This window comes from Bacillus sp. CFBP9009, from assembly GCF_036541465.1.
In the GTDB taxonomy this organism is placed as follows: Bacteria; Bacillota; Bacilli; order Bacillales; family DSM-1321; genus Peribacillus.
On sequence record NZ_JAZHFU010000003.1, the window covers coordinates 231,368 to 252,135 of the forward strand.

General features: G+C 40.0%; 20 protein-coding genes. 16 read left to right on the forward strand and 4 right to left on the reverse strand.

All coding sequences use genetic code 11. The features are described 5' to 3' along the window. The 4 genes from V3595_RS10465 (at position 1) to clpB (ending at position 5,763) form a co-directional block, all read left to right on the forward strand. A complete protein-coding gene (locus tag V3595_RS10465; RefSeq protein WP_485907082.1) occupies positions 1–492 on the forward strand; it encodes a DinB family protein in 492 nt (163 codons plus the stop codon). A 30-nt stretch (positions 493–522) separates the two neighbouring features. Next, positions 523–1,635: a cupin domain-containing protein gene (locus V3595_RS10470; protein WP_101224122.1), complete on the forward strand. Its 1,113-nt coding sequence runs from the start codon at positions 523–525 to the stop codon at positions 1,633–1,635. A 126-nt stretch (positions 1,636–1,761) separates the two neighbouring features. Beyond that, positions 1,762–2,961 (forward strand): FAD-dependent monooxygenase, encoded by a 1,200-nt coding sequence (locus V3595_RS10475; RefSeq protein WP_485907084.1) that lies wholly within the window; start codon positions 1,762–1,764, stop codon positions 2,959–2,961. Positions 2,962–3,174: 213 nt separating this feature from the next. Next, positions 3,175–5,763, forward strand: coding sequence for an ATP-dependent chaperone ClpB (clpB, locus tag V3595_RS10480; RefSeq protein WP_485907086.1), 2,589 nt, complete (start codon positions 3,175–3,177; stop codon positions 5,761–5,763). Between the two features lie 82 nt (positions 5,764–5,845). Here the strand turns inward: clpB and V3595_RS10485 are convergent, their stop codons facing one another. Continuing rightward, positions 5,846–6,037 carry a YjzD family protein gene (locus tag V3595_RS10485; protein ID WP_048686917.1) on the reverse strand — a complete coding sequence of 64 codons (192 nt, stop codon included), beginning with the start codon at positions 6,035–6,037 and terminating at the stop codon, positions 5,846–5,848. A gap of 295 nt (positions 6,038–6,332) precedes the next feature. On the opposite strand from V3595_RS10485, the gene V3595_RS10490 reads away from it, so the two are divergent. The 3 genes from V3595_RS10490 (at position 6,333) to V3595_RS10500 (ending at position 8,392) form a co-directional block, all read left to right on the forward strand. Further along, positions 6,333–7,055 carry a hydrolase gene (locus V3595_RS10490; RefSeq protein ID WP_402901071.1) on the forward strand — a complete coding sequence of 241 codons (723 nt, stop codon included), beginning with the start codon at positions 6,333–6,335 and terminating at the stop codon, positions 7,053–7,055. 102 nt (positions 7,056–7,157) lie between these two features. Continuing rightward, positions 7,158–7,991, forward strand: coding sequence for a hypothetical protein (locus tag V3595_RS10495; RefSeq protein ID WP_485907088.1), 834 nt, complete (start codon positions 7,158–7,160; stop codon positions 7,989–7,991). A 218-nt stretch (positions 7,992–8,209) separates the two neighbouring features. Continuing rightward, complete coding sequence (locus tag V3595_RS10500) at positions 8,210–8,392, forward strand: ComZ family protein (RefSeq protein WP_034314525.1); 183 nt, start codon at positions 8,210–8,212, stop codon at positions 8,390–8,392. Positions 8,393–8,434: 42 nt separating this feature from the next. Here V3595_RS10500 and V3595_RS10505 read toward each other — a convergent pair whose 3' ends face one another. Further along, on the reverse strand, positions 8,435–8,656 hold the full coding sequence (locus V3595_RS10505) for a hypothetical protein (protein ID WP_402901065.1): 222 nt from the start codon (positions 8,654–8,656) through the stop codon (positions 8,435–8,437). A gap of 202 nt (positions 8,657–8,858) precedes the next feature. On the opposite strand from V3595_RS10505, the gene V3595_RS10510 reads away from it, so the two are divergent. The 4 genes from V3595_RS10510 to V3595_RS10525 all read left to right on the forward strand — a co-directional run bounded on the left by V3595_RS10510 (position 8,859) and on the right by V3595_RS10525 (position 12,856). Beyond that, positions 8,859–9,794 (forward strand): beta-ketoacyl-ACP synthase III, encoded by a 936-nt coding sequence (locus V3595_RS10510; protein ID WP_402901062.1) that lies wholly within the window; start codon positions 8,859–8,861, stop codon positions 9,792–9,794. Between the two features lie 51 nt (positions 9,795–9,845). Beyond that, complete coding sequence (gene fabF, locus V3595_RS10515; protein ID WP_063232185.1) at positions 9,846–11,084, forward strand: beta-ketoacyl-ACP synthase II; 1,239 nt, start codon at positions 9,846–9,848, stop codon at positions 11,082–11,084. Between the two features lie 137 nt (positions 11,085–11,221). Further along, positions 11,222–11,992: a DUF2268 domain-containing putative Zn-dependent protease gene (locus V3595_RS10520; protein WP_485907091.1), complete on the forward strand. Its 771-nt coding sequence runs from the start codon at positions 11,222–11,224 to the stop codon at positions 11,990–11,992. Positions 11,993–12,100: 108 nt separating this feature from the next. After that, positions 12,101–12,856, forward strand: a complete 756-nt coding sequence (locus V3595_RS10525) for a YjbA family protein (protein ID WP_034314514.1) — start codon at positions 12,101–12,103, stop codon at positions 12,854–12,856. 33 nt (positions 12,857–12,889) lie between these two features. Here the strand turns inward: V3595_RS10525 and trpS are convergent, their stop codons facing one another. Next, on the reverse strand, positions 12,890–13,876 hold the full coding sequence (gene trpS / locus V3595_RS10530) for a tryptophan--tRNA ligase (RefSeq protein WP_485907093.1): 987 nt from the start codon (positions 13,874–13,876) through the stop codon (positions 12,890–12,892). 604 nt (positions 13,877–14,480) lie between these two features. On the opposite strand from trpS, the gene V3595_RS10535 reads away from it, so the two are divergent. After that, on the forward strand, positions 14,481–15,584 hold the full coding sequence (locus V3595_RS10535) for a putative glycoside hydrolase (protein WP_485907579.1): 1,104 nt from the start codon (positions 14,481–14,483) through the stop codon (positions 15,582–15,584). Positions 15,585–15,635: 51 nt separating this feature from the next. On the opposite strand, the gene V3595_RS10540 is transcribed toward V3595_RS10535, so the two are convergent. Next, positions 15,636–15,824: a hypothetical protein gene (locus V3595_RS10540; protein ID WP_101224111.1), complete on the reverse strand. Its 189-nt coding sequence runs from the start codon at positions 15,822–15,824 to the stop codon at positions 15,636–15,638. A 96-nt stretch (positions 15,825–15,920) separates the two neighbouring features. Here V3595_RS10540 and V3595_RS10545 point away from each other — a divergent pair, with 96 nt between their 5' ends. The 4 genes from V3595_RS10545 to cls all read left to right on the forward strand — a co-directional run bounded on the left by V3595_RS10545 (position 15,921) and on the right by cls (position 20,767). Further along, complete coding sequence (locus V3595_RS10545; RefSeq protein WP_485907096.1) at positions 15,921–16,502, forward strand: GNAT family N-acetyltransferase; 582 nt, start codon at positions 15,921–15,923, stop codon at positions 16,500–16,502. Between the two features lie 1,084 nt (positions 16,503–17,586). Then, on the forward strand, positions 17,587–17,982 hold the full coding sequence (spxA, locus tag V3595_RS10550; RefSeq protein WP_034314502.1) for a transcriptional regulator SpxA: 396 nt from the start codon (positions 17,587–17,589) through the stop codon (positions 17,980–17,982). Between the two features lie 494 nt (positions 17,983–18,476). Next, complete coding sequence (gene mecA, locus V3595_RS10555; protein ID WP_034314498.1) at positions 18,477–19,145, forward strand: adaptor protein MecA; 669 nt, start codon at positions 18,477–18,479, stop codon at positions 19,143–19,145. 113 nt (positions 19,146–19,258) lie between these two features. Further along, positions 19,259–20,767 carry a cardiolipin synthase gene (gene cls / locus V3595_RS10560; protein ID WP_485907097.1) on the forward strand — a complete coding sequence of 503 codons (1,509 nt, stop codon included), beginning with the start codon at positions 19,259–19,261 and terminating at the stop codon, positions 20,765–20,767. The last annotated feature ends 1 nt before the right edge of the window (position 20,768 follow it).

Genomic DNA, 20,768 nt, shown 5'->3' on the forward strand with positions numbered 1-20,768 from the left:
ATGGCTTATCAGGAAATCGGGACATCAATCCAATCGGTTCAACAATCAATCGACCACATTCTTGAGACAGCGGCAAACCTACCGGAAGAAACGATCCGATTTAAACCAGCAGAGGATGAATGGTCAATCATGCAGATACTTTCCCATTTAGCTGAAGCCATTCCTTATTGGTTAGGTGAAGTGGCAACTGTAATAGCGATGCCTGGAGCCGAATGGGGGCGTGGATTGCAAGATCCAGCCCGATTGGCAGCAGTTACCGATACAGACAAACTTGCTGTTGAAGATGTCATGAAGCAAGTGGAGGAGCTTAAATATAAAGTGGAGAGCAGTCTTGGGAATTTAGATGAAGAAACACTATCCAAAGAATCGCCACACCGGAATTTCGCTAAATTCGGAAACAAACCAGTTTCTTATATAGTCAATCACTTCATCGATGAGCATGTTTCAGGACACTATGATCAAATTAAGCGAAATCTTTCTAAAATCCAGTGAGGCAAGATAAAAAAGAAAGTAGGGATTAATATGGCTGAAAAATCGGAATACATGAATAGTACAATCGTAAAAGATTTTACAAAGGATATTCAGCAGTATAACCTTGGGCCGCTGTGGGAAGCCATTCCCGCTCTGATGGACCATGAACCTAAACCTCATGCACATGCTTATTTATGGAAAGAAGAGCTTTTGACAAAAAAATTGATGGAAGCAGCTGAAATATTCACACCTGACCGAGGCGGGGAGCGCAGGGCCATTTATTTTCAGAACCCTGGACTCACATATCGTCAGCCTTGGGGATGGGCATCGACAACACAAACGCTATATGCAGCGGTCCAGCTATTGCTGCCAGGTGAAGTGGCCCCTTCCCACCGTCACTCCCAAAGTGCACTTCGTTTCATTACGAATGGTGAAGGTGCCTACTCCATCGTGCAGGGAGAAAGGATCTTCATGGAAGAAGGAGATTTCTTGATCACGCCTAAAAACCTATGGCATGGTCATGGACATGTTGGCGATAAACCGATGATTTGGATGGATGCCCTTGATATCCCAACCATCTATTCCATAGGCGGCACTTTCTTTGAACCATATCCTGATCGGATTGAAACGCCTAAACGGCCCGATAATTTTTCAGAGCTCCGTTATCAAGGCGGAATGGTTCGTCCAGTATCCGACCGTTATTCACAAGTGGCACCGCTTGCCAACTACAAGTGGAAAGGCACCAAAGCAGCGATAGAAGGATTAATGAATTTCGAACCGGACCCATATGATGGTTTCGCCGTGGAATATATCAATCCATCAAATGGCCAAACGGCCAATCCGACGATGGGGGCATGGATGCAGAAACTGCCGAAAGGTTTCCATACGAAAGCACATCGCCATACCCATTCCACAATTTATCAAGTGCACCAAGGATCAGGCTATACGGTCATTAATGGCGTGCGTTTTGACTGGTCCAAGGGAGATTATTTCGTCGTTCCAAATTGGGCATGGCATGAGCACGTTGCAGAAGCCGATTCTTACTTATTCTCGGTAAACGACCTACCAATAATGGAGAGGTTCGATTTGGAGCAGCAACAGGCATTAGACGCAAACAATGGTTACCAAAAGGTTGAAAGTGAATTCAAGCCTGTTTTGGTTTGAAAATAATCTGTTTGGAATCTTCAGCTTAGATCCTGAAATATATGGAATGCCAATCGAATGAAAACGCTTACTGTGGTAGTGGTCCGCAACATTGGCTAAAAACAACTAATATAGGGGGAATTGATGATGAACACAGAAAATAAACCATTCATCGTTATCGGTGGGGGAATTGGCGGATTGGCAACTGCTTTAGGAATCGCAGAAACAAAACAGTATGTAAAAGTCCTTGAACAAGCTCCCGAATTTGGCGAAATCGGTGCAGGGATTCAGCTTGCAGCAAATGCCACCAACGTCTTACAGCGTTTAGGCGTCATGGATAAAATCAATGAAATTGCAGTATTTCCAAAAAGATTGGTGCTGATGGATGCCTTTTCCGGAAAAGAGCTTTCCGCTTTGGATTTAGGTGATGTTTATAAAGAAAGATATGGAGCTCCATATGTTGTTTTGCATCGTTCCGATTTGCATAAAGTACTGGCTGAAGCCTGTGAAAAGAACCCGTATATCGAACTGGTTACGAATCAAACCATTATTGAGACAGTAGAAAATGAAGGTGAAGTGACGGTTACTTCTGCCAACGGGTGCCAACATTCAGGAACTGCTGTCATTGGAGCCGATGGATTATGGTCCAAGGCACGGAAACTTTTTGTGGAAGATCAGCCGGTCTGCTCTCAATATGTTGCATACAGGGGAGCGATCCCGATGGAAGAGGTTACGAGTCATGGAGATTTAGATGATGTATACATGTGGATTGGGCCAGACCTTCATCTTGTTCAATACCCGGTTAGAAGGGGAGAACTATACAACCAAGTAGTGGTCTTCAAAAGTTCTCAATATACGGAAGAAAACGAAAAAACAGATCAATGGGGAACCCCGGAAGAAATGGACCGTGTATTTGCCGGAACTTGTGAGCTTGTTCAGAATGCGATTTCATTCATTCAAAGGCAACGCCGCTGGCCAATGTATGACCGTTTACCAATTGATAATTGGACAAAAGGAAGAATTACGCTTATGGGAGATGCGGCACATCCGATGCTTCAATACTTGGCACAAGGAGCTTGCCAGGCTTTAGAAGATGCAGCTTATTTGTCGGATATGCTTCATAAGCATGGGAATGACATTGAACAGGCATTTTTGGAATATCAAGAGGAACGCATACCGCGCACGGCTAATGTTCAATCGAGCGCAAGAATGTGGGGGGAAATCATCCACAATACGACCGATGCAGGCATTCTGCTCCGAGATACGATCCTTGCAGGTCGTACGGATAGGGATTTCCAATTCGTCGATGAATTTCATGGTTATAATAAAACGGCCGTGAAAGCATAATCCGTTTTGTTTCATCCTTATGCAGTTTACAAATGAGTCTGCCTTTCTTCTATATGAAGAAAGGCTTTTGCCGTTTATCGTCCATACCTCCTGCATTTTTTATAACTTTTCTTTACATGGGGAAAATTAAAAGTATAATGAAAATATAAAGGTCAAATTTGGTCAAACCAAGTGGGAATTCGTTCATGATATAGATGAATGGGAGGTTTTAAGATGGATATTAATAAAATGACGGAGAGAACCCAACAGGCGTTCATCGGCGGCCAGGAACTAGCCAAAGATAGAGGGAATCCCGAGCTGACGGAGCTTCATTTATTAAAGGCCTTAATGGAACAGGATGAAAGTTTATTAATCAGGATTTTATCGGAATCTGGTAAACCGATGAATCTATTTAATATAGAGCTAAATAAGGAACTGGATCGATTACCGGAAGTGAGCGGTAGTGTTTCCCAGGTTTACATGTCATCCTCCCTGCAGCAAATTTTGACGGCTGCCGAAAAGGAAATGCAGATGTGGGAGGATGAATACTTATCTGTCGAACATATACTCCTTGCGTCGCTGCAGGTCAATAAAACGAATGTAAACAGGCTTTTTTCATCATATGGAATTGATTATGATAAAGCAAAACAGGTTATAAACGATATAAGGGGGAATCAGCGAGTGACTAGTCAAAATCCTGAAAGCACTTATGAAGTACTGAAAAAATACGGCAGAGATCTCGTTGCTGAGGTTAAATCGGGGAAGGTCGACCCCGTAATCGGCCGTGATACGGAAATCCGTAACGTCATCCGGATCCTTTCACGTAAAACGAAAAATAATCCTGTATTAATAGGAGAACCCGGAGTAGGTAAAACAGCCATCGTCGAGGGGCTGGCACAAAGGATCGTCAGGAAGGATGTGCCTGAGGGATTAAAGGACAAGACCGTTTTTTCACTGGATATGAGTGCGCTTGTCGCTGGCGCCAAATTCCGCGGTGAATTTGAGGAACGCCTAAAAGCGGTTTTGAATGAGATCAAGAAGAGTGACGGTAAAATTCTATTATTCATTGATGAATTGCACACAATTGTCGGTGCAGGAAGAACGGATGGCGCACTTGATGCCGGAAATATGTTAAAGCCGATGCTTGCACGCGGTGAGCTGCATTGTATCGGGGCAACGACCCTTGATGAATATCGGCAATATATTGAAAAGGATCCGGCTCTGGAACGCCGTTTCCAACAGGTTCTGGTTCCTGAACCGGATGTTGAAGATACGATTTCAATTTTGCGGGGATTAAAGGAACGGTTTGAAATTCACCATGGCGTCAGGATACACGATCGGGCGATCGTTGCGGCCTCTGTCCTTTCGAACCGATATATAACGGAGCGATTTTTACCGGATAAAGCGATAGATCTTGTGGATGAAGCATGTGCTATGATCCGAATGGAAATCGACTCAATGCCATCCGAGTTGGATGAAATCACGAGAAAAGTCATGCAACTTGAAATTGAAGAGGCGGCCTTGAAGAATGAGGAGGACCCTCAAAGCAGAGCAAGGCTGGAAGTGCTTCAAAAAGAACTATCAGAACTTCAGGATCAAGCGAATAGCATGAAATCGAAGTGGCAAATGGAGAAATCAGCGCTTCAAAAGGTGCAGGATCAACGTGAAGAGCTTGAGAAACTGCGTCATGAACTGGAACAGGCAGAGAATGACTATGACCTTAACCGGGCAGCTGAACTACGACATGGAAGGATTCCGCAGCTTCAAAAAGAATTGGACGCAATGGAAGACGAATTGGAAAAGGAAAAACAGGAATCACGATTGCTTCGCCAGGAAGTGACGGAGGAGGAAATTGCCTCGATTGTTGCAAGGTGGACGGGGATTCCGATTAGCAAGCTGGTGGAAAGTGAAAGGGAAAAGCTGCTTCGCCTATCTGATATCTTGCATGAACGCGTAATAGGTCAAGGAGAAGCGGTGGAACTCGTATCCGATGCTGTTTTAAGAGCAAGGGCTGGAATTAAAGATCCAAACAGACCAATCGGTTCATTCATTTTTCTTGGGCCAACGGGTGTAGGTAAAACCGAATTGGTAAAAGCTTTGGCAGAAACGTTATTCGATAGTGAGGAACATATGATTCGAATCGATATGTCGGAATATATGGAGAAACATTCCGTGTCCCGCCTTGTCGGTGCACCTCCTGGATATGTTGGATTTGAGGAAGGCGGCCAACTTACGGAGGCTGTTAGGAGAAACCCATATTCAGTCATATTATTGGATGAAATTGAAAAGGCGCATCCGGAAGTCTTCAATATTTTGCTGCAAATGCTGGATGATGGAAGGATAACGGACTCCCAAGGAAGAACAATCAACTGTAAAAATACGGTGATCATCATGACTTCCAATATCGGATCCCATTTCTTATTGCAGTCCAACCGGGTGGATGGCGGCATTGAAGAAGAAATAAAAGATCAGGTCTTTAAAGAGTTAAGAGGGCATTTCCGTCCGGAATTTTTGAATCGCGTTGATGACATTGTTTTATTCAAACCTCTGACAAAACAAGAAATCGTTGAAATCGTAGATAAAATGGTTCATCAATTACAAGTAAGGTTAACTGAACAAAATATAGTCCTGAATGTTACTGAAGCGGCTAAGGAATTCATTGCGGAACAAGGATATGATCCGGTATATGGGGCAAGACCGCTGAAGCGATTCATCCAAAAGCATCTGGAAACGAAAATCGCCCGTAAAATCATTGCCGGGACTGTTGAGATTAAAGAAGGAATAACGATTGATTATGATCATGATGAATTGGTTCTCATATAAAAACGTTGAAATGTAGTTTACCCGTAAGCAAAGTACGGTATAACAAAAAGGACATCCTATAAAGGATGTCCTCTTTTGCTTCTTAATGTTGATGAGAGTCTTTAGCTGGCCCAGCAGGCATGATAGCCGGGATGATGCAAATCAGGATAGCAGCAGCTAATCCTAAAATCGTTCCCTGCGCAGCATCGTATGAAACTCCGATCATGGAAGAAACAACATATACAGTCATATGCACTAATAAGAATGTCCAAAAAATTGTCCAAGCATAACGCATCGAATTTCACCTCATTCCACTACATTCATTTTTATCTTACCATAATTAATATACAGTTAAAACGTGTTTTTAATAATAACCTTTAAATAATTCAATACATTAAATCATAAGAGAACTTTTTCAGGCAGACTAATTGGTTTCAAACTTCAAAAGGGAAATCATACGGAAAAAATAAAAGCAAAAACTCCATGCTTGGTTAATTTAAGATAAGAAGTTAGGCGTTTCCACTGACCCTTTCTATTTTTCGTCATAAATTAATATAGTAGTAGTAATATTCCTTAAAGGAGTTTGAACGATGGAACAACGAACTTTTCAAATTGATGACCAATGGAATATCATCTATTATCCAGAGCGGCCCAGTGGTTTTTCCGTAATGGTAATTGGAGACCGTAGTCATTTTGTCGAGAAAGAAAGCAGCTTTTGGCTGCAGCATCCTGGCAGGCTGCAGATATTGGAATATTTAAAGGAATACGGATACACCCTATTTTCATCCAATTTTTACGGAGCCAACTGGGGCAGTCCTAAAGCACTCGAGCTTTCCCTTAACCTATATATTCTGTTCATGAAAAAAGAAATAGTCAATCAAAGGGTTCATATATTGGCAGAGGGGACAGGCGCGCTCCTTGCCTTAAAGTTAATGAATGAACTTGGTAATAAAATAAGGTCTGTTGTGTTGATAGATCCGGTTTTTTCCTTGAAAGCACAACTGGAGAAAGAAAAGGAAAATAAGTTCTTCTATAAAAAGTGGCTGTCCGAGGTCGCTGCTGCTTATGAGCTCGATCCGGCAGAATGTGAACAGCATATACTGGACACTGAAGATTCAATGATCGCAGAGAATATCCCCATGAAAGTGATTCAGGTTTTTGGAAGCTTACGGAAAGAGCAAGCCTCCCTTTATCGGCAAATCCAGCTGGCTAGAAAAGCAGACTTGCAGCTGACGTATATATTGCCCGAAAAACGTTATAAAATCCCCTATCAAATACAGAAGTTTTTCAATGAGAATGAAGAGACTTTATGAGAAGAGATATATTTTTACAATAGTTTGCATACGATACAGCATCTAAAAAAACTAGACGTGCCGGGTGAAGTGGGCTTGATGGCATACGAGGAGGCTGTATTTATGCAAACAAACATTGTCATTGGCACTTATCGATTCGTGGGATTCTATGTGACTCAATTCTTTTTGAACCAAGGTGAAGAAGTAATCGGAATCGATTGGGCTGATTCCGAAGCAAGTCAATATATTAAGGAAGAAAAGGAACTTGAAATAGGCAGGAATTCAAATTATATATACTTTCCGATAAATAAACTTAAATTATTGGATATTTCACAGCAGGACACGGTGTTCATATCTTGTTATGATATTCAAAGAGGAAAAATGGACAAAATCGATTTTGTAATAGGAGAAATCGTTTCCTTCATCGAGAAATGCAAAAAAAATGGCAAGAATGAAACGCCAAATTTCGTACTTTTCATGCCCATTGAAAAAGATGTCAGTATATTTCAGTCCATATTAAGCTCGATTCGTGGAATGGATTCTGCAAAAATCATATTTTTACCGACGATTTATGGACCTTGGCAATCGGAAGGCATGAGCTTTGAAGCTGGAATCAATCAGCTTGGACAGTCTGATATCAAAGCGGCAATTGCTGCCGAATATACCGAAGATGCTCTCTACATCACTGATTTTGTAAATGCTTTGGAAGCGGTGCTTACCACAAGTTCCGATAGAGACATCCAATTGTGCAGCAGTATTGATGATCATTGGGATAAATGTGCCAAGTTAATATTTGGTGAAAGTATGGATTCATTCACTTCCCAATCAACAACTAAAATCAATAAAGGAACAATATTTGAAGTGCAATGCAAAATGGAACCGGAAGAAGGTATTGCATTACAGAGAAAACATAATAAACGATTAAACTTACTTAAAAAGTGGAGAAAGCGTGATTAACATTTGCGTTATTTGGGAAGGACAAAACTGTATATTTGCCTCTAATCTATATGTCTTGTACTATAATGTTCAAGGATAGGAATTAACATCAAAAGATATTCATGATTTTATATGTACGCCCTTTACGAAAGGGTTCAGTGGAATTATGATAATATTGAGCTTATTTTGGCATCAAAATGATCAATTGATGAATATTCAAAAGATAGGGGGAAATGCGAATGAGTTCAGATAAAACTCTTGAATTTATGGGAATCGCCATGAAATACTTCCCAGAGGCTAAAGCGAAGCTTGAAGCAAGCGGGATTCCATTCTCAATGGAGATGGCAGAGCCATTCATGGAGCTCTTTAAAAGCGTTATGCAAGAAGCTTATGAGCTTGGTAAACAAGATGCTCAGCGTTAATTAAAGGCAGGCTGTCCGGTAAAAGGGCAGCCTTAAATTTTTTTATTCTTTTTTCAAGAACTTGGAGATCAGTGGGCTCAGATTGATTTTATCAATGGTAGGTTTGTATTGACTGTATAAGCCCATCAATGTTTCAACGCTTGCCATCAATTGCATGTAATCAACCTGCGCTTCCTCTTGCTCCGGTTCATTTTTCCTGCCAAACATCAAATTCGAAAAATGATCATCCGTGTTTCTCTCCCTGTTGCGATTGAAGATGTCCAAAATGAATTCCTCCTATTCTCCTTTTATTTATAATGTATGTCCCTAATTTCCCTTGGCATAGGCGCTTGTCCGACTTCCGAAAGAGATTTCTTAAGCTTTTCAAACTGTTAACTCTTGCAAGGAAGTCTTTTTTTATATAAAATTAGTACCAGGTAATAATAGATGATTATAATAACTCATTAAAATATAAGGGGATGGCAAGATGAATGCTGGAATACTAGGGCTTGGCCGCTACTTACCCGACAAAATCGTTACAAATGCGGACCTAGAGAAGATTATGGACACTTCCGATGAGTGGATTCGGACTAGGACGGGTATTGAGGAAAGAAGAATTGCCAAAGATGATATTGATACATCAGATATGGCTTATGAAGCCGCAAAAGCTGCATTGAAAAATGCGGAAATTTCGGCTGAAGAGATAGATTTAATTCTTGTTGCCACTGTTACACCGGATCAGTCGTTTCCTTCTGTCGCTTGCATGATTCAAGAGAAATTGGGAGCGATGAAGGCAGCTGCAATGGATGTTAGTGCTGCATGCGCCGGTTTTATGTATGCAATGATCACGGCACAGCAATTTATTAAGACAGGTGCATATAAGCATGTGCTGATTGTCGGTGTTGAAAAACTTTCGAAAGTAACCAATTGGGAAGACCGCAATACTGCTGTACTTTTTGGTGACGGAGCTGGTGCAGTTGTACTTGGACCTGTATCTGAAGGCAAAGGAGTCCTTTCCTTTGAATTAGGCGCAGATGGAACCGGTGGGAAGCACTTATTACAGGAAGGAGATTTCATTCATATGAATGGACGTGAAGTATTTAAATTTGCTGTCCGTCAGATGGGTGAATCCAGCCTGGGTGTCTTGGACAAAGCTGGTTTGACGAAAGAAGATGTGGATCTGCTTGTCCCGCATCAAGCTAACATACGAATTATGGAAGCCTCTAGGGAACGCTTGGATCTCCCGCTTGAAAAAATGACAAAAACGATTCATAAATATGGAAATACTTCTTCAGCGTCCATTCCAATGGCCCTTGTGGAAGAAATGGAAGCAGGAAGAATCAAGGACAATGACTTAATCGTCATGGTCGGTTTTGGTGGTGGCCTTACATGGGGAGCGATCGCTCTTAGGTGGGGTAAATAAAAGAAGAAGCAAAACGTAAGAGCTTTAAAAATAGGAAGGAGCCATTTTTAAATGACTAATCGCCGTGTAGTTGTAACAGGTATTGGAGCAATCTCTCCAGTTGGTAATGATGCAGAAACTGGATGGAAAAATATAATCGAGGGGAAATCGGGGATAGGACCTTTAACTCGTTTGAATGCTGAAGAATTTCCCGTTAAAGTGGCTGCTGAAATCAAGGATTTTGATATAGAAACATATATAAATCGTAAAGAAGCACGCAAAATGGACCGTTTTACCCATTATGCAATTGCAGCTTCCGTTATGGCATATAATGATAGCAAGCTGGAAATAACCGATGAAAATGCTGCACGTGTCGGGGTCTGGATCGGTTCGGGTATCGGCGGGCTGGAGACACTTGAGACACAGCATGAAAACTTTTTAAACAGAGGTTATAAACGTGTAAGCCCATTTTTCGTACCAATGATGATTCCGGACATGGCAGCTGGCCAGGTTTCTATCTTACTGGGGGCAAAAGGAATCAATTCATGTACGGTAACAGCCTGTGCTACAGGAACTAATTCAATTGGTGATGCGTTTAAAGCCATTCAACGGGGCGATGCAGATGTGATGATTACAGGCGGGGCCGAAGCGCCAATCACAAAAATGTCGGTTGCAGGCTTCTGTGCAAATACGGCTTTATCGACAAACCCTGATCCACAAACGGCTAGCCGTCCTTTTGATCTTAACCGTGATGGTTTCGTAATAGGCGAAGGAGCTGGAATCATCGTTCTGGAAGATCTTGAACATGCATTGAATAGAGGAGCCAAGATTTATGCTGAAATAGCTGGTTATGGTTCAACTGGAGATGCCTTCCATATTACTGCTCCGGCACCAGGTGGAGAAGGCGGGGCAAGAGCGATGAAAATTGCAATCGAGGATGCAGGTTTGAATCCGGAAGACATCCAATATGTGAATGCCCACGGAACGAGTACGCCTTACAATGACAAATACGAAACGATGGCAGTCAAAGAAGTCTTTGGGGACCATGCTAATAAACTTGCAATAAGTTCCACTAAATCGATGACAGGCCATATGTTAGGGGCTGCAGGCGGTGTGGAAGCGATTTTCACGATTCAGGCAATCAGGGACAGCATTTTGCCTCCAACCATCAATATTGAAACACCAGACCCTGAGTGTGATTTGGACTATGTCCCGAATCAAGCAAGGAAGGGCGAAATCAATGCAGCCATCAGCAATTCACTTGGATTCGGTGGTCATAACGCAACTATTCTTTTCAAAAAATATCAATAAGTTTGAAGGAAGAGCAGATCTTTAGGGATCTGCTCTTTTTATGTTGAAGGGAAAATTGCAAATACAAGGGATATAAAATGTGTCAACCGCCTTTTTTAAATCATACGATAGTCAATAGAAGCGGAGGTGTATGGGAAATGGGAGTCATTTCAACCAATGAATGGATGAAGAAGGATTTCAACCGCCCGGTCCAGATGATGGAAAGAGTTAAAAGTACATTCAACAATACCCTTGATGCGGACATGATTTATCATCATTTATTGAAGCATGGCATGTATTCGCCTAATCAAAAAACAAAACAAACATGGGAAGACTTAAACGAAAATAATGTCTGGGAAAAAACACAAAGCTTGTTTACAGCTTATAAGAAGCTATGGGGTGGGCCTGATGTTCCCATATATATTTTTCCGCTCATGTCTTCAGGGATATGGAATAAAAAAATTGAAACGAAGTCAGGGCTGGCATTTAAAGATAAACTATTCCTTTTTTACGGAAAGGGGATAGCCGAAAAGGAAATGGAGGCGCTGTTGATTCATGAATATCATCATGTTTGCCGTCTGCATCATTTGAAAAAGGACCAAAAAGAATTCACTCTCCTGGATACGATGATCATGGAAGGACTGGCGGAAAGAACGGTGGGGAAGTATTTAGGAACAAAATTTTTAGCTAATTGGACTAAGTTATATCAGGAAGATAAACTAAGAGAATTTTGGAGCAAGCATTTAGAGGAAAAGCACACGATAAAACGTACAGATCCTCTTCATGATGCACTTCTGCTCGGGACGAAAGGATATCCATATATGCTTGGATACTGTAGTGGCTATTACCTGGTGAAAAATTCTGAGAAACTCTCTGTGAAAAAATCGTTCATTATTCAATCTGAAGAATTCCTATCTAAAAAGAGTTAATATATACGTTCTTTTTTTCTTAATCTGTTTTCTAGAATAGGAATAAATTGTATGGTTCCTGCCTATACTGATTGACAAACAGAAATTTGTTTAAGTGAGGGATGAATGATGCTATATCTTCATGATGTATGGGTTAACTGGTTTGAAGGAGAAGAAAACGGCTATAATATTTGTCATTTTCATGAATGGAGGAAGGATGACGGGATCGAACTACTAGATCAAGTTCCTTTGTTGAAAGTGTCATCAACATTGTTCCACTACATAGAAAACGACTTGTCAGAATTACCTAAGCCATTGCTGAATGATGTATATCAAAAAGCATATGCAAGGAAAAACCATGAACGAATTCAGCTCGACTATTGTTTTATCGTGACTGACGGAAATGGAATCTTAGCTGTTGATACGATAGGGTATCATATTCCGATTAGGAAAAGCAGAATAATTCCCCGGCAGGAACAAATTGTTTATGACATGATAGAAAACCATGATGAGATGGATTACACCTTTACTGAAAAACCTACATCTGAGAAAGAATATCATATTTTGTCGCCGTCTCCCTTATTCATGAACGGTTTGACAAGAAAAGAAAGACAGCTTAAGCAATTGCTATTCATGGCCATGGACCAATTATTCACGGCGAAAAACACTGCTGAAATCCGCTATTGGTATACAGAATGGGCTCCTGAGAAATATGAAAGCATTCAAGAAATGGATTTTCAGATAGCTTGGCTTGAATTATATGAAGAAATGAAGGAAGGCTGGTCAGAGAAGCACCTTCAGCTTTGTGAAAACCTTGTGAAGGGGCAGCCTTTTTTTGAAAAGCTGTGGCAAGTGGAGGCTGGCGATAGCCCATCGATATTATGAAAAAAAGACGATCCGTTGAGGATCGTCTTTTTTTTATCTCTTTCTGCCAAGCCCCATGCCATTATACATTTTTCTGATCATTTTATTGGCTTCAATGTTCGCCTTTTCTGCACCGCGGTCCAGAATTTCATCCAATTCAGGCGAATCGATCAATTCATTATAGCGTTCCTGAATTGGCAGGATTTCTCCAAGTACCACCTCAGCCAAATCACTTTTAAAGTCACCATAACCTTTGCCCTCATACATTTCTTCAATTTCTGTATAGGTTTTACCACTGAAGATGGAGTATATGGACATAAGGTTGGAAACACCCGCTTTGTTTTCCTTATCGTAACGGACAATTCCTTCCGAATCGGTAACTGCGCTCTTGATGTTTTTTTCGATTTGCTTCGGATCATCCAATAAGGCAATCGTTGCCTTTTTATTAGGATCGGATTTGCTCATTTTCTTGGTTGGTTCCTGAAGGGACATGATACGGGCCCCTTCTGTAGGGAGGCTGATTTCCGGGATTTTAAATATATCATTATGCTTTTTATTGAACCGTTCAGCCAAATCGCGTGTCAATTCAAGATGCTGTCTTTGATCTTCCCCGACAGGAACTACATCTGTACTATAAAGGAGAATATCGGCAGCCATCAACGGCGGGTAAGTAAGCAGTGATGCGGATACCCCTTCTTTGCCAGCGGATTTGTCTTTAAATTGCGTCATTCTCTCAAGTTCCCCAATATAGGATATACTCTGTAAAATCCAGCCTGCCTGGGCATGTGCTGGTACTTCTGATTGAATGAAGATGGTATTCTTTTCAGGATCCAGGCCAATGGCCAAATATAAAGCGGCCAAAGTTTTAATGTTTTTCCTTAACTTAATACGATCCTGTGGAACTGTAATTGCATGCTGGTCAACAATACAAAAGAAACATTCATATTCATTTTGTAAGTTAACGAATTGTTTCATTGCTCCGATGTAATTTCCTAAAGTAACGGAACCGGATGGCTGAATGCCGGAGAAAATCCTTTTCAACTGCTAGTCACTCCTCTAAATGCGTTTATTGATAAATGGATATTCGCTCTTCATTATTGTAAGGATAAATAGAAAATGAATCCACTTTCTTTGAAAGAAATGTGCATATTCCTGTGATGGGGAAACGCTCATTTAAATCTTGTGGAGGGCCGTTTTGTCCTGTATCGATGCCATTTTGAGAATACGAAATGTCCACTATACTGTATTTTAGCATTTATTCATATTAAATGTATAATCGAAACGGCAAACAAGCCAATAGAACGGATTTTCCGCTTCTTTTTTTGAATATGGAAGAAATGAAGGGTTCAAGGAAAATCAATCCGTTTAACATATTTCACAATGAGCGGACCATTTTAGGGAAGGATACTCACAAGGGAATACGGGGTTGTTGAACGTATTCGCATTTTGTAAGTCAGTTTTTTTAATTATTTATAATATATAGGAGTAAAGTTAATTGTTTGTGGTATTAAAGAAAGGGGTTTATTATATTTGTTGAATATTGATGACTGATGGCGAATGAGGTGGAGAGATGAAACCAATGTGTAAATGGTTGATGACAGGAATGTGCATATTCCTGATTCAACAGCCAGTTCATGCACAAGGCATGAAAGAAACCAGGCAGGTAGCATTAGAAAATAAAGAATTGCCTGCGAGCGTACCGCGTTTTGTTTTTGATTCGGGGTTGAAATTCGACTATCCGGATGCTGTGCGCGGAATATATGTGACAGGGCCTGCAGCGGGCGGCAGTAAATTGAATGAACTTATTAAATATGTAGATGAAACCGATTTGAATGCGATGGTCATTGACATTAAGGATGACAAGGGGAACGTTACGTTTAAAACCGAAGATCCAGATTCTCCATATGCAGGGATTGGTAAAGACTACATAAAAAATCCAAGGGCAATGCTGAAAAAATTGGAGGATAAACAGATTTATCCGATTGCAAGGGTAGTCGTCTTTAAAGACTCACTTTTGGCCAAAGAGAAGCCTGAATTATCTTTTTTAGATGGTGAAAAGGTATGGAAGAATGGTCGAGGGGAAGCATTCGTTAACCCATTCTTAAAAGAGGTGTGGGATTATAATGTCGGTATTGCCATTGAAGCGGCAAAGATGGGTTTTAAAGAAATTCAATTTGACTATGTCCGTTTTCCCGAAGGATTCGAAAATAAAGAAGATGATTTGAAATATGATGTCGGTGAATATGATGAAGCGAAAGTGAGTCATACAGCCAAAAGGGTTCAGGCTGTGACAGACTTCGTAAGTTATGCGAGGAAACAACTGGAGCCATATGATGTGGAAGTATCAGTGGATATTTTTGGATATGCAGCTACATTGCCTGAAGCTCCCGGAATAGGGCAAAACTTCACAAAAATCTCTGAGAATGTCGATGTAATTTCCTCGATGATCTATCCGAGTCACTGGACGTCTTATTTTGGTATCGATAAGCCTGATTTGGAACCTTATAATCTCGTTAAGGAATATGCGAAATTGGAGAGCGGGAAGCTGAAGGAATTAAAAACTCCACCTACTTCAAGACCTTGGCTACAAGATTTTACTGCCTCATATTTAGGTGAAGGGAATTACCAAAGGTATGGAAAGGAAGAAGTGGAAGCCCAAATAAAAGCATTGAATGATAATGGTATTGATGAATACTTATTATGGAATGCTGCAAATCGATATACAAAGGGAGTAGACTATACCCCATGAAAAAAAGGATGACCTTGGAAGATCCTTCCGGTCATCCAATTTCTCTCTGAATTACCGCTTTTTATTCCCGCCAACTTTACTCCACCCTGACTGAATTCTTTTCGATTGATCGAAAATATGAGAGTGACGTTTCCCGCCAAACCATTTTTCGCCGATGCCATTCGTCACAACGCCATTCACAGCTGTAATGCCAATAACGCAAGCAGCGACTAAAAAAAAGTCCAAAAAGTAACTGATCATCAAAACCCTCCTAATATTTTCAAGCTATTCAAGTTCCATTGTAGTGGATAAGAAAAAATCTGGAAAGTATAATCTAGCAAATGAGGAGATTAAATTATGAATTGGTATGATAAGTTGAACCAGTATTTCCCTATTGAAGAAATGAAGTCCAAAGAACATATAGAAGTTCTTTTAGAAGATAAGCAGGAAATATATAAAAAGGATGAAGGTCCCGACCATGTTTTATTGTATGTGGAAGGAGAAGAGTTTATATTCGTTGATTACCTTTTTGTATCAAAGAATTCAAGGGGGCAGGGACTAGGAAGGAAATTAATTCAAAAATTGCAAAAAAAGCAGAAAACGATCTTGCTGGAAGTAGAACCAGTACAAGAAAATGATGACGATACATTGAAAAGGCTGAAATTTTATAAAAGGGAAGGATTCCAGCATGCCTCTTCAATTTCCTACAGCAGAAAATCCCTTGCCACCAAGGAGAATACGCCTATGGAAATCCTATTTTGGCCAGCAAATCCATCAGTTGATGAAGAAGACGTATTTGATTTCATGAAAGAGATTTATTCTGAAATCCATACTTACAAAGATGATGACCTATATGGGAAATCTTATCAAGATGTAGAGGATGTACTAAGCTTGAATGCAAGTCAGGAAACGGATATTTTTAAAGAGATGGAAATTTAAGAAAAAAAGGGGCCGGGCGTTTAACCGGCCCTTTTTAGTTTGTCGGAAAAAGTACGGTGTAGAGGTCGAATAAATTCGTGAACGGTCGAAAAAAGTACGGTGTAGGTCGAATAAATTCGTGAACGGACGAATAAAGTGCGGTGCAGGTCGAAAAAATCGTGAACGGTCGAAAAAAGTGCGGGGAAGTTCGTAAAAATTCGCGAACGGTCGAAAAAAGTGCGGGAACGGAAGAAAAAACTGCGTGAACGGCTGAAAAAACAGCTCAGTATGTCGAAAAAGTACAGTAAGGGCCGAAAAAAGTGTTCCAGCAAAAAACAACTGGAACGTTTTTTAAAGAAAAATTGAGGCAAACTGTTCTTTTTTAAAATTTGTCCATAAAGGAGGTTCGGAATGGTCTCACCCAACAACCATTTTAAAATAAGACTTGGTTATCGTTTATGGCTTTTTACTGTTCTATGAAAACCCTCAATGGATTGAAGAAAATTGCGACACTCTTGCGATTTCTGAAAACAACTGTAATGTTCTTTTCGACTGCAGGCAAACTGTCTTTTCTTATTGTGAATTTTTTTTCGGGCAAATGAATATCTTTAACTTCTCGGATGGTAGATTACTCACTTATCGCTGATTTTTTCGGATTACTTTTTTACTTTTGGAAATATATGTGCTAAAAGAATGGTTTTTCTTGTAAAAGGAGGAATTTGCTTTTTATTAAAGAAAATATATTAACATGTTCTTGTTTATTGACAAAGATAGGGGGGTAAATAAAAGTAACGAGTTAATAAAAAAATCATGAGGGCCGAATTGAGAGTTAACTGAGAATGGTAGGTAGGTATTTTCAATTAGAAAAAGCGGTTTTAATGTATTACATAAAAAACAGAAAAAGCTATAGTACAGGCTAAACTAGAAGTTTATAAGGATTTTTCCAAATATCAAAAAGGGTATTCATTTTAAATAATTTAGTGTATAATAAAGAAAATGAAATACTTAATTAAAATTATTTCAAATTAGAGTGGTACTTATGAATACTAATAGTAGATTTCTCCTCATAGATCACCGATTCTATATTTAGGGAGTGTGAGTAAACATGGTAACATTATATACATCACCTAGTTGTACTTCATGCAGGAAAGCAAAAGCATGGTTAGAGGAACATGAGATTGGATATAAAGAAAGAAACATTTTTTCAGAACCGTTAACGATTGATGAAATTAAAGAAATTCTTCGAATGACTGAAGATGGAACCGATGAAATCATTTCAACACGGTCAAAAACTTTCCAAAAGTTAAACGTAAATTTAGAGAGCCTGCCTCTTCAAGAATTATATAAATTGATCAAGGAAAATCCAGGTCTGTTGAGACGTCCAATTATCCTTGACGAGAAACGGCTTCAAGTTGGTTATAACGAAGATGAGATAAGACGCTTTTTACCACGTAAAGTTCGTACCTTCCAATTACGGGAAGCACAACGTATGGTCAACTAATAAGGTCTTTCAAGCTCTGCCAGGAAATGTGCAGGGCTTTTTCTTTATACATAACCGATTTTCTGCTGATTTTTTTTACTTAATGACGGGTAACATAACAGGATTCAAAGGCGACAGCAGACTTTTCGGGTTTGCAGCAGGTCCCTTGAACCGGTCATCATTTAAAGAAAAAATAAGAATGCACCCCATCATGCCGTGTATATAATAAGGCATTAATGGCAGTAAGTTTAAAATTGAAGAAAGCATTATGATAGTTGCATGCGGATGAATTTTTTTATAGAATGAATGGAATATTAGGCAAACAATTGTTTTTTAGAGATGTAATGTTTTTTATTTCCCTTCTTCAAGGTTTTGTCATAAAATGATGTAAAATAGTCTGTTTTAATGACTATCATGATTTACAGTATTCACTTACGGGTAAAGAGCTTTTAAGAGCAATTTTCGCTTGGGGGTTATTATCCCTTCAAAATGAGATAGGAAGGGAGAGGGGAATCATGGAAATCGAACGCATTAATGATGATACAGTTAAATTTTATATTTCCTATATAGATATTGAGGAAAGAGGCTTTGATCGCGAAGAAATTTGGTACAGCCGTGAGCGAAGTGAGGAACTTTTTTGGGAAATGATGGATGAAGTGCATCAAGAAGAAGAATTCATGATTGAAGGACCTTTATGGATTCAAGTTCAAGCCCTTGAAAAAGGCTTGGAAGTTTTGGTCACAAAAGCCCAGCTTGCCAAAGATGGTCAGAAACTCGAGCTGCCTCTTTCAGATGATAAGTTAAGGGATTTGAATGTATCAGACAAGATGGATACGCTTCTTGATCAACATTTTCATGGGAAAGATGAAGAAAGCGGTATGACATTCGAAGATGGTATGATTGAATTCATCACGACTTTCGAGGATTTTGAAGATGTCATTTCATTAAGCAAGCGTCATGGCTTGGATGACTGGACGACAAAACTTTATGTTTATCAGAATAAATATTATCTTTATATCGAATTTTCCGAGGCAGAGATTGATGAGGAAGAAATCGATAATGTTCTAAGTCTTTTATTGGAATATAGTCAGGAGTCACCTATAACGGTGCACATGCTTGAAGAGTACGGGAAGATAGTTATCGAAAATGATGTATTCACAACGGTCGATAAATATTTCGCATAGACTGTTGAGGCCGATTTCAGTAGAAATCGGCCTTTTCGTCCAAGAATGAATGTTTTACCTTAGCAGGGAGGTTTTTATCATGTGCCTGTGTTTGTTAATTGGAGGTAGTCTAGGTGAAGAATATAGTTGGCATCGGTCTGCTTATTCTCTTGTTGGTCAGCTCTTGGTATTTTCTAATAAATAGCGTCGATGGCAGGGTGATTTTTTATTCCAGCCTTATATTGACCCTTTTCTTGGTGGTAATTGGATTCAACATTTTCCTGGAAAACAGAGATCCCATCGAGACCATAACATGGCTTGTTATTTTTGGCGCTTTCCCATTCATCGGTTTCATTTTTTACTTTTTGTTTGGCCGTAATTTTCGGAAAGAAAGGATATTTCGCAAGAAGTACTTTTTGGATAAACAGAGTTTCGTGAAAATAAGCGGCGAGGCGGAGTATAATGACCGAATTAAGGAAATGGGCGAGAACCCTCAGCAGTTAATCACTCTTGCAAATAGGCTGGGGAATAGCCCTATTTCATTTACGACTGAAACCCGGGTTTTAAGGAATGGTGATGAGACATTTTCCAATATCATCGAAGAATTAAAAAAAGCCACACATCATATTCATTTAGAATATTATATTGTTAGGGATGACCGCATTGGCGGTCTGTTAAAGGACATCTTGATACAAAAAGTAAAAGAAGGGGTAGTGGTCCGATTTCTCTATGATGCGGTTGGTTCCTGGAAGTTAGCTCGTTCATATATCGATGAACTGAGGATTGCGGGAGCTGAAATGGTTGCTTTTGGTCCGTTGCATCTCCCTTTATTAAATAATACATTCAACTTTCGCAACCATCGTAAAATAATTGTGATAGATGGCTCTGTCGGTTTCATCGGCGGTCTCAATATTGGGGATGAATATTTGGGACAAGATCGGAAATTCGGTTCTTGGCGGGATACGCATCTTATCATAAAGGGGGAAGCGGTCAGGACTTTACAGCTCATATTTCTGCAGGATTGGTATTATAGCACCAATAATAGTTTTTTAAGTGATGAATATCTCATGGCTGGCCTGCCGAACCACCATGGACATGGCGGAGTTCAATTGATTGGCGGCGGGCCGGATAGTGAGTGGACGATCATTAAAAGCATTTTTTTTAAAATGATCGCTTCGGCAGAAAAGTCCGTCTGGATTGCCTCTCCGTATTTCGTTCCTGATGACGATATCTTTCAAGCATTGAAGGTAGCTGCTTTAAGTGGTTTGGATGTCAGGCTGCTCGTACCGAAGAACCCCGATAAACGTATCGTATTTCATGCTTCGAGAACTTATTTTCCCGAATTGCTCGCTTCCGGAGTTCGTATATTCCAATATAATGAAGGCTTCATGCATAGTAAAATCATCATCGTTGATGACCAACTGGCGTCAATTGGGACAACCAATATGGACATGAGAAGCTTTCACCTGAATTTCGAAGTCAATGCTTTTCTCTACAGGACGGAAAGTACGCGGCAGCTGGTGAATGATTTTTTGGAAGATATAAAGGTATCCCAAGAAGTGGAAATTGATGCGTTTTCCAAACGGAATTTCGGTTTGAAAGTATTGGAGTCCACATGCCGATTGCTTTCACCCCTTCTTTAGA

What these genes read in the sequence shown, in the direction of transcription:
- V3595_RS10465 (WP_485907082.1), top strand. Translation starts at nt 1, where the DNA reads ATGGCTTATCAGGAAATCGGGACATCAATCCAATCGGTTCAACAATCA.
- spxA (WP_034314502.1), top strand. Translation starts at nt 17,587, where the DNA reads ATGGTAACATTATATACATCACCTAGTTGTACTTCATGCAGGAAAGCA.
- V3595_RS10510 (WP_402901062.1), top strand. Translation starts at nt 8,859, where the DNA reads ATGAATGCTGGAATACTAGGGCTTGGCCGCTACTTACCCGACAAAATC.
- V3595_RS10490 (WP_402901071.1), top strand. Translation starts at nt 6,333, where the DNA reads ATGGAACAACGAACTTTTCAAATTGATGACCAATGGAATATCATCTAT.
- mecA (WP_034314498.1), top strand. Translation starts at nt 18,477, where the DNA reads ATGGAAATCGAACGCATTAATGATGATACAGTTAAATTTTATATTTCC.
- fabF (WP_063232185.1), top strand. Translation starts at nt 9,846, where the DNA reads ATGACTAATCGCCGTGTAGTTGTAACAGGTATTGGAGCAATCTCTCCA.
- V3595_RS10540 (WP_101224111.1), bottom strand. Translation starts at nt 15,824, where the DNA reads ATGATCAGTTACTTTTTGGACTTTTTTTTAGTCGCTGCTTGCGTTATT.
- V3595_RS10500 (WP_034314525.1), top strand. Translation starts at nt 8,210, where the DNA reads ATGAGTTCAGATAAAACTCTTGAATTTATGGGAATCGCCATGAAATAC.
- V3595_RS10525 (WP_034314514.1), top strand. Translation starts at nt 12,101, where the DNA reads ATGCTATATCTTCATGATGTATGGGTTAACTGGTTTGAAGGAGAAGAA.
- clpB (WP_485907086.1), top strand. Translation starts at nt 3,175, where the DNA reads ATGGATATTAATAAAATGACGGAGAGAACCCAACAGGCGTTCATCGGC.
- V3595_RS10470 (WP_101224122.1), top strand. Translation starts at nt 523, where the DNA reads ATGGCTGAAAAATCGGAATACATGAATAGTACAATCGTAAAAGATTTT.
- V3595_RS10520 (WP_485907091.1), top strand. Translation starts at nt 11,222, where the DNA reads ATGGGAGTCATTTCAACCAATGAATGGATGAAGAAGGATTTCAACCGC.
- V3595_RS10535 (WP_485907579.1), top strand. Translation starts at nt 14,481, where the DNA reads ATGAAAGAAACCAGGCAGGTAGCATTAGAAAATAAAGAATTGCCTGCG.
- V3595_RS10545 (WP_485907096.1), top strand. Translation starts at nt 15,921, where the DNA reads ATGAATTGGTATGATAAGTTGAACCAGTATTTCCCTATTGAAGAAATG.
- V3595_RS10495 (WP_485907088.1), top strand. Translation starts at nt 7,158, where the DNA reads ATGCAAACAAACATTGTCATTGGCACTTATCGATTCGTGGGATTCTAT.
- V3595_RS10485 (WP_048686917.1), bottom strand. Translation starts at nt 6,037, where the DNA reads ATGCGTTATGCTTGGACAATTTTTTGGACATTCTTATTAGTGCATATG.
- V3595_RS10475 (WP_485907084.1), top strand. Translation starts at nt 1,762, where the DNA reads ATGAACACAGAAAATAAACCATTCATCGTTATCGGTGGGGGAATTGGC.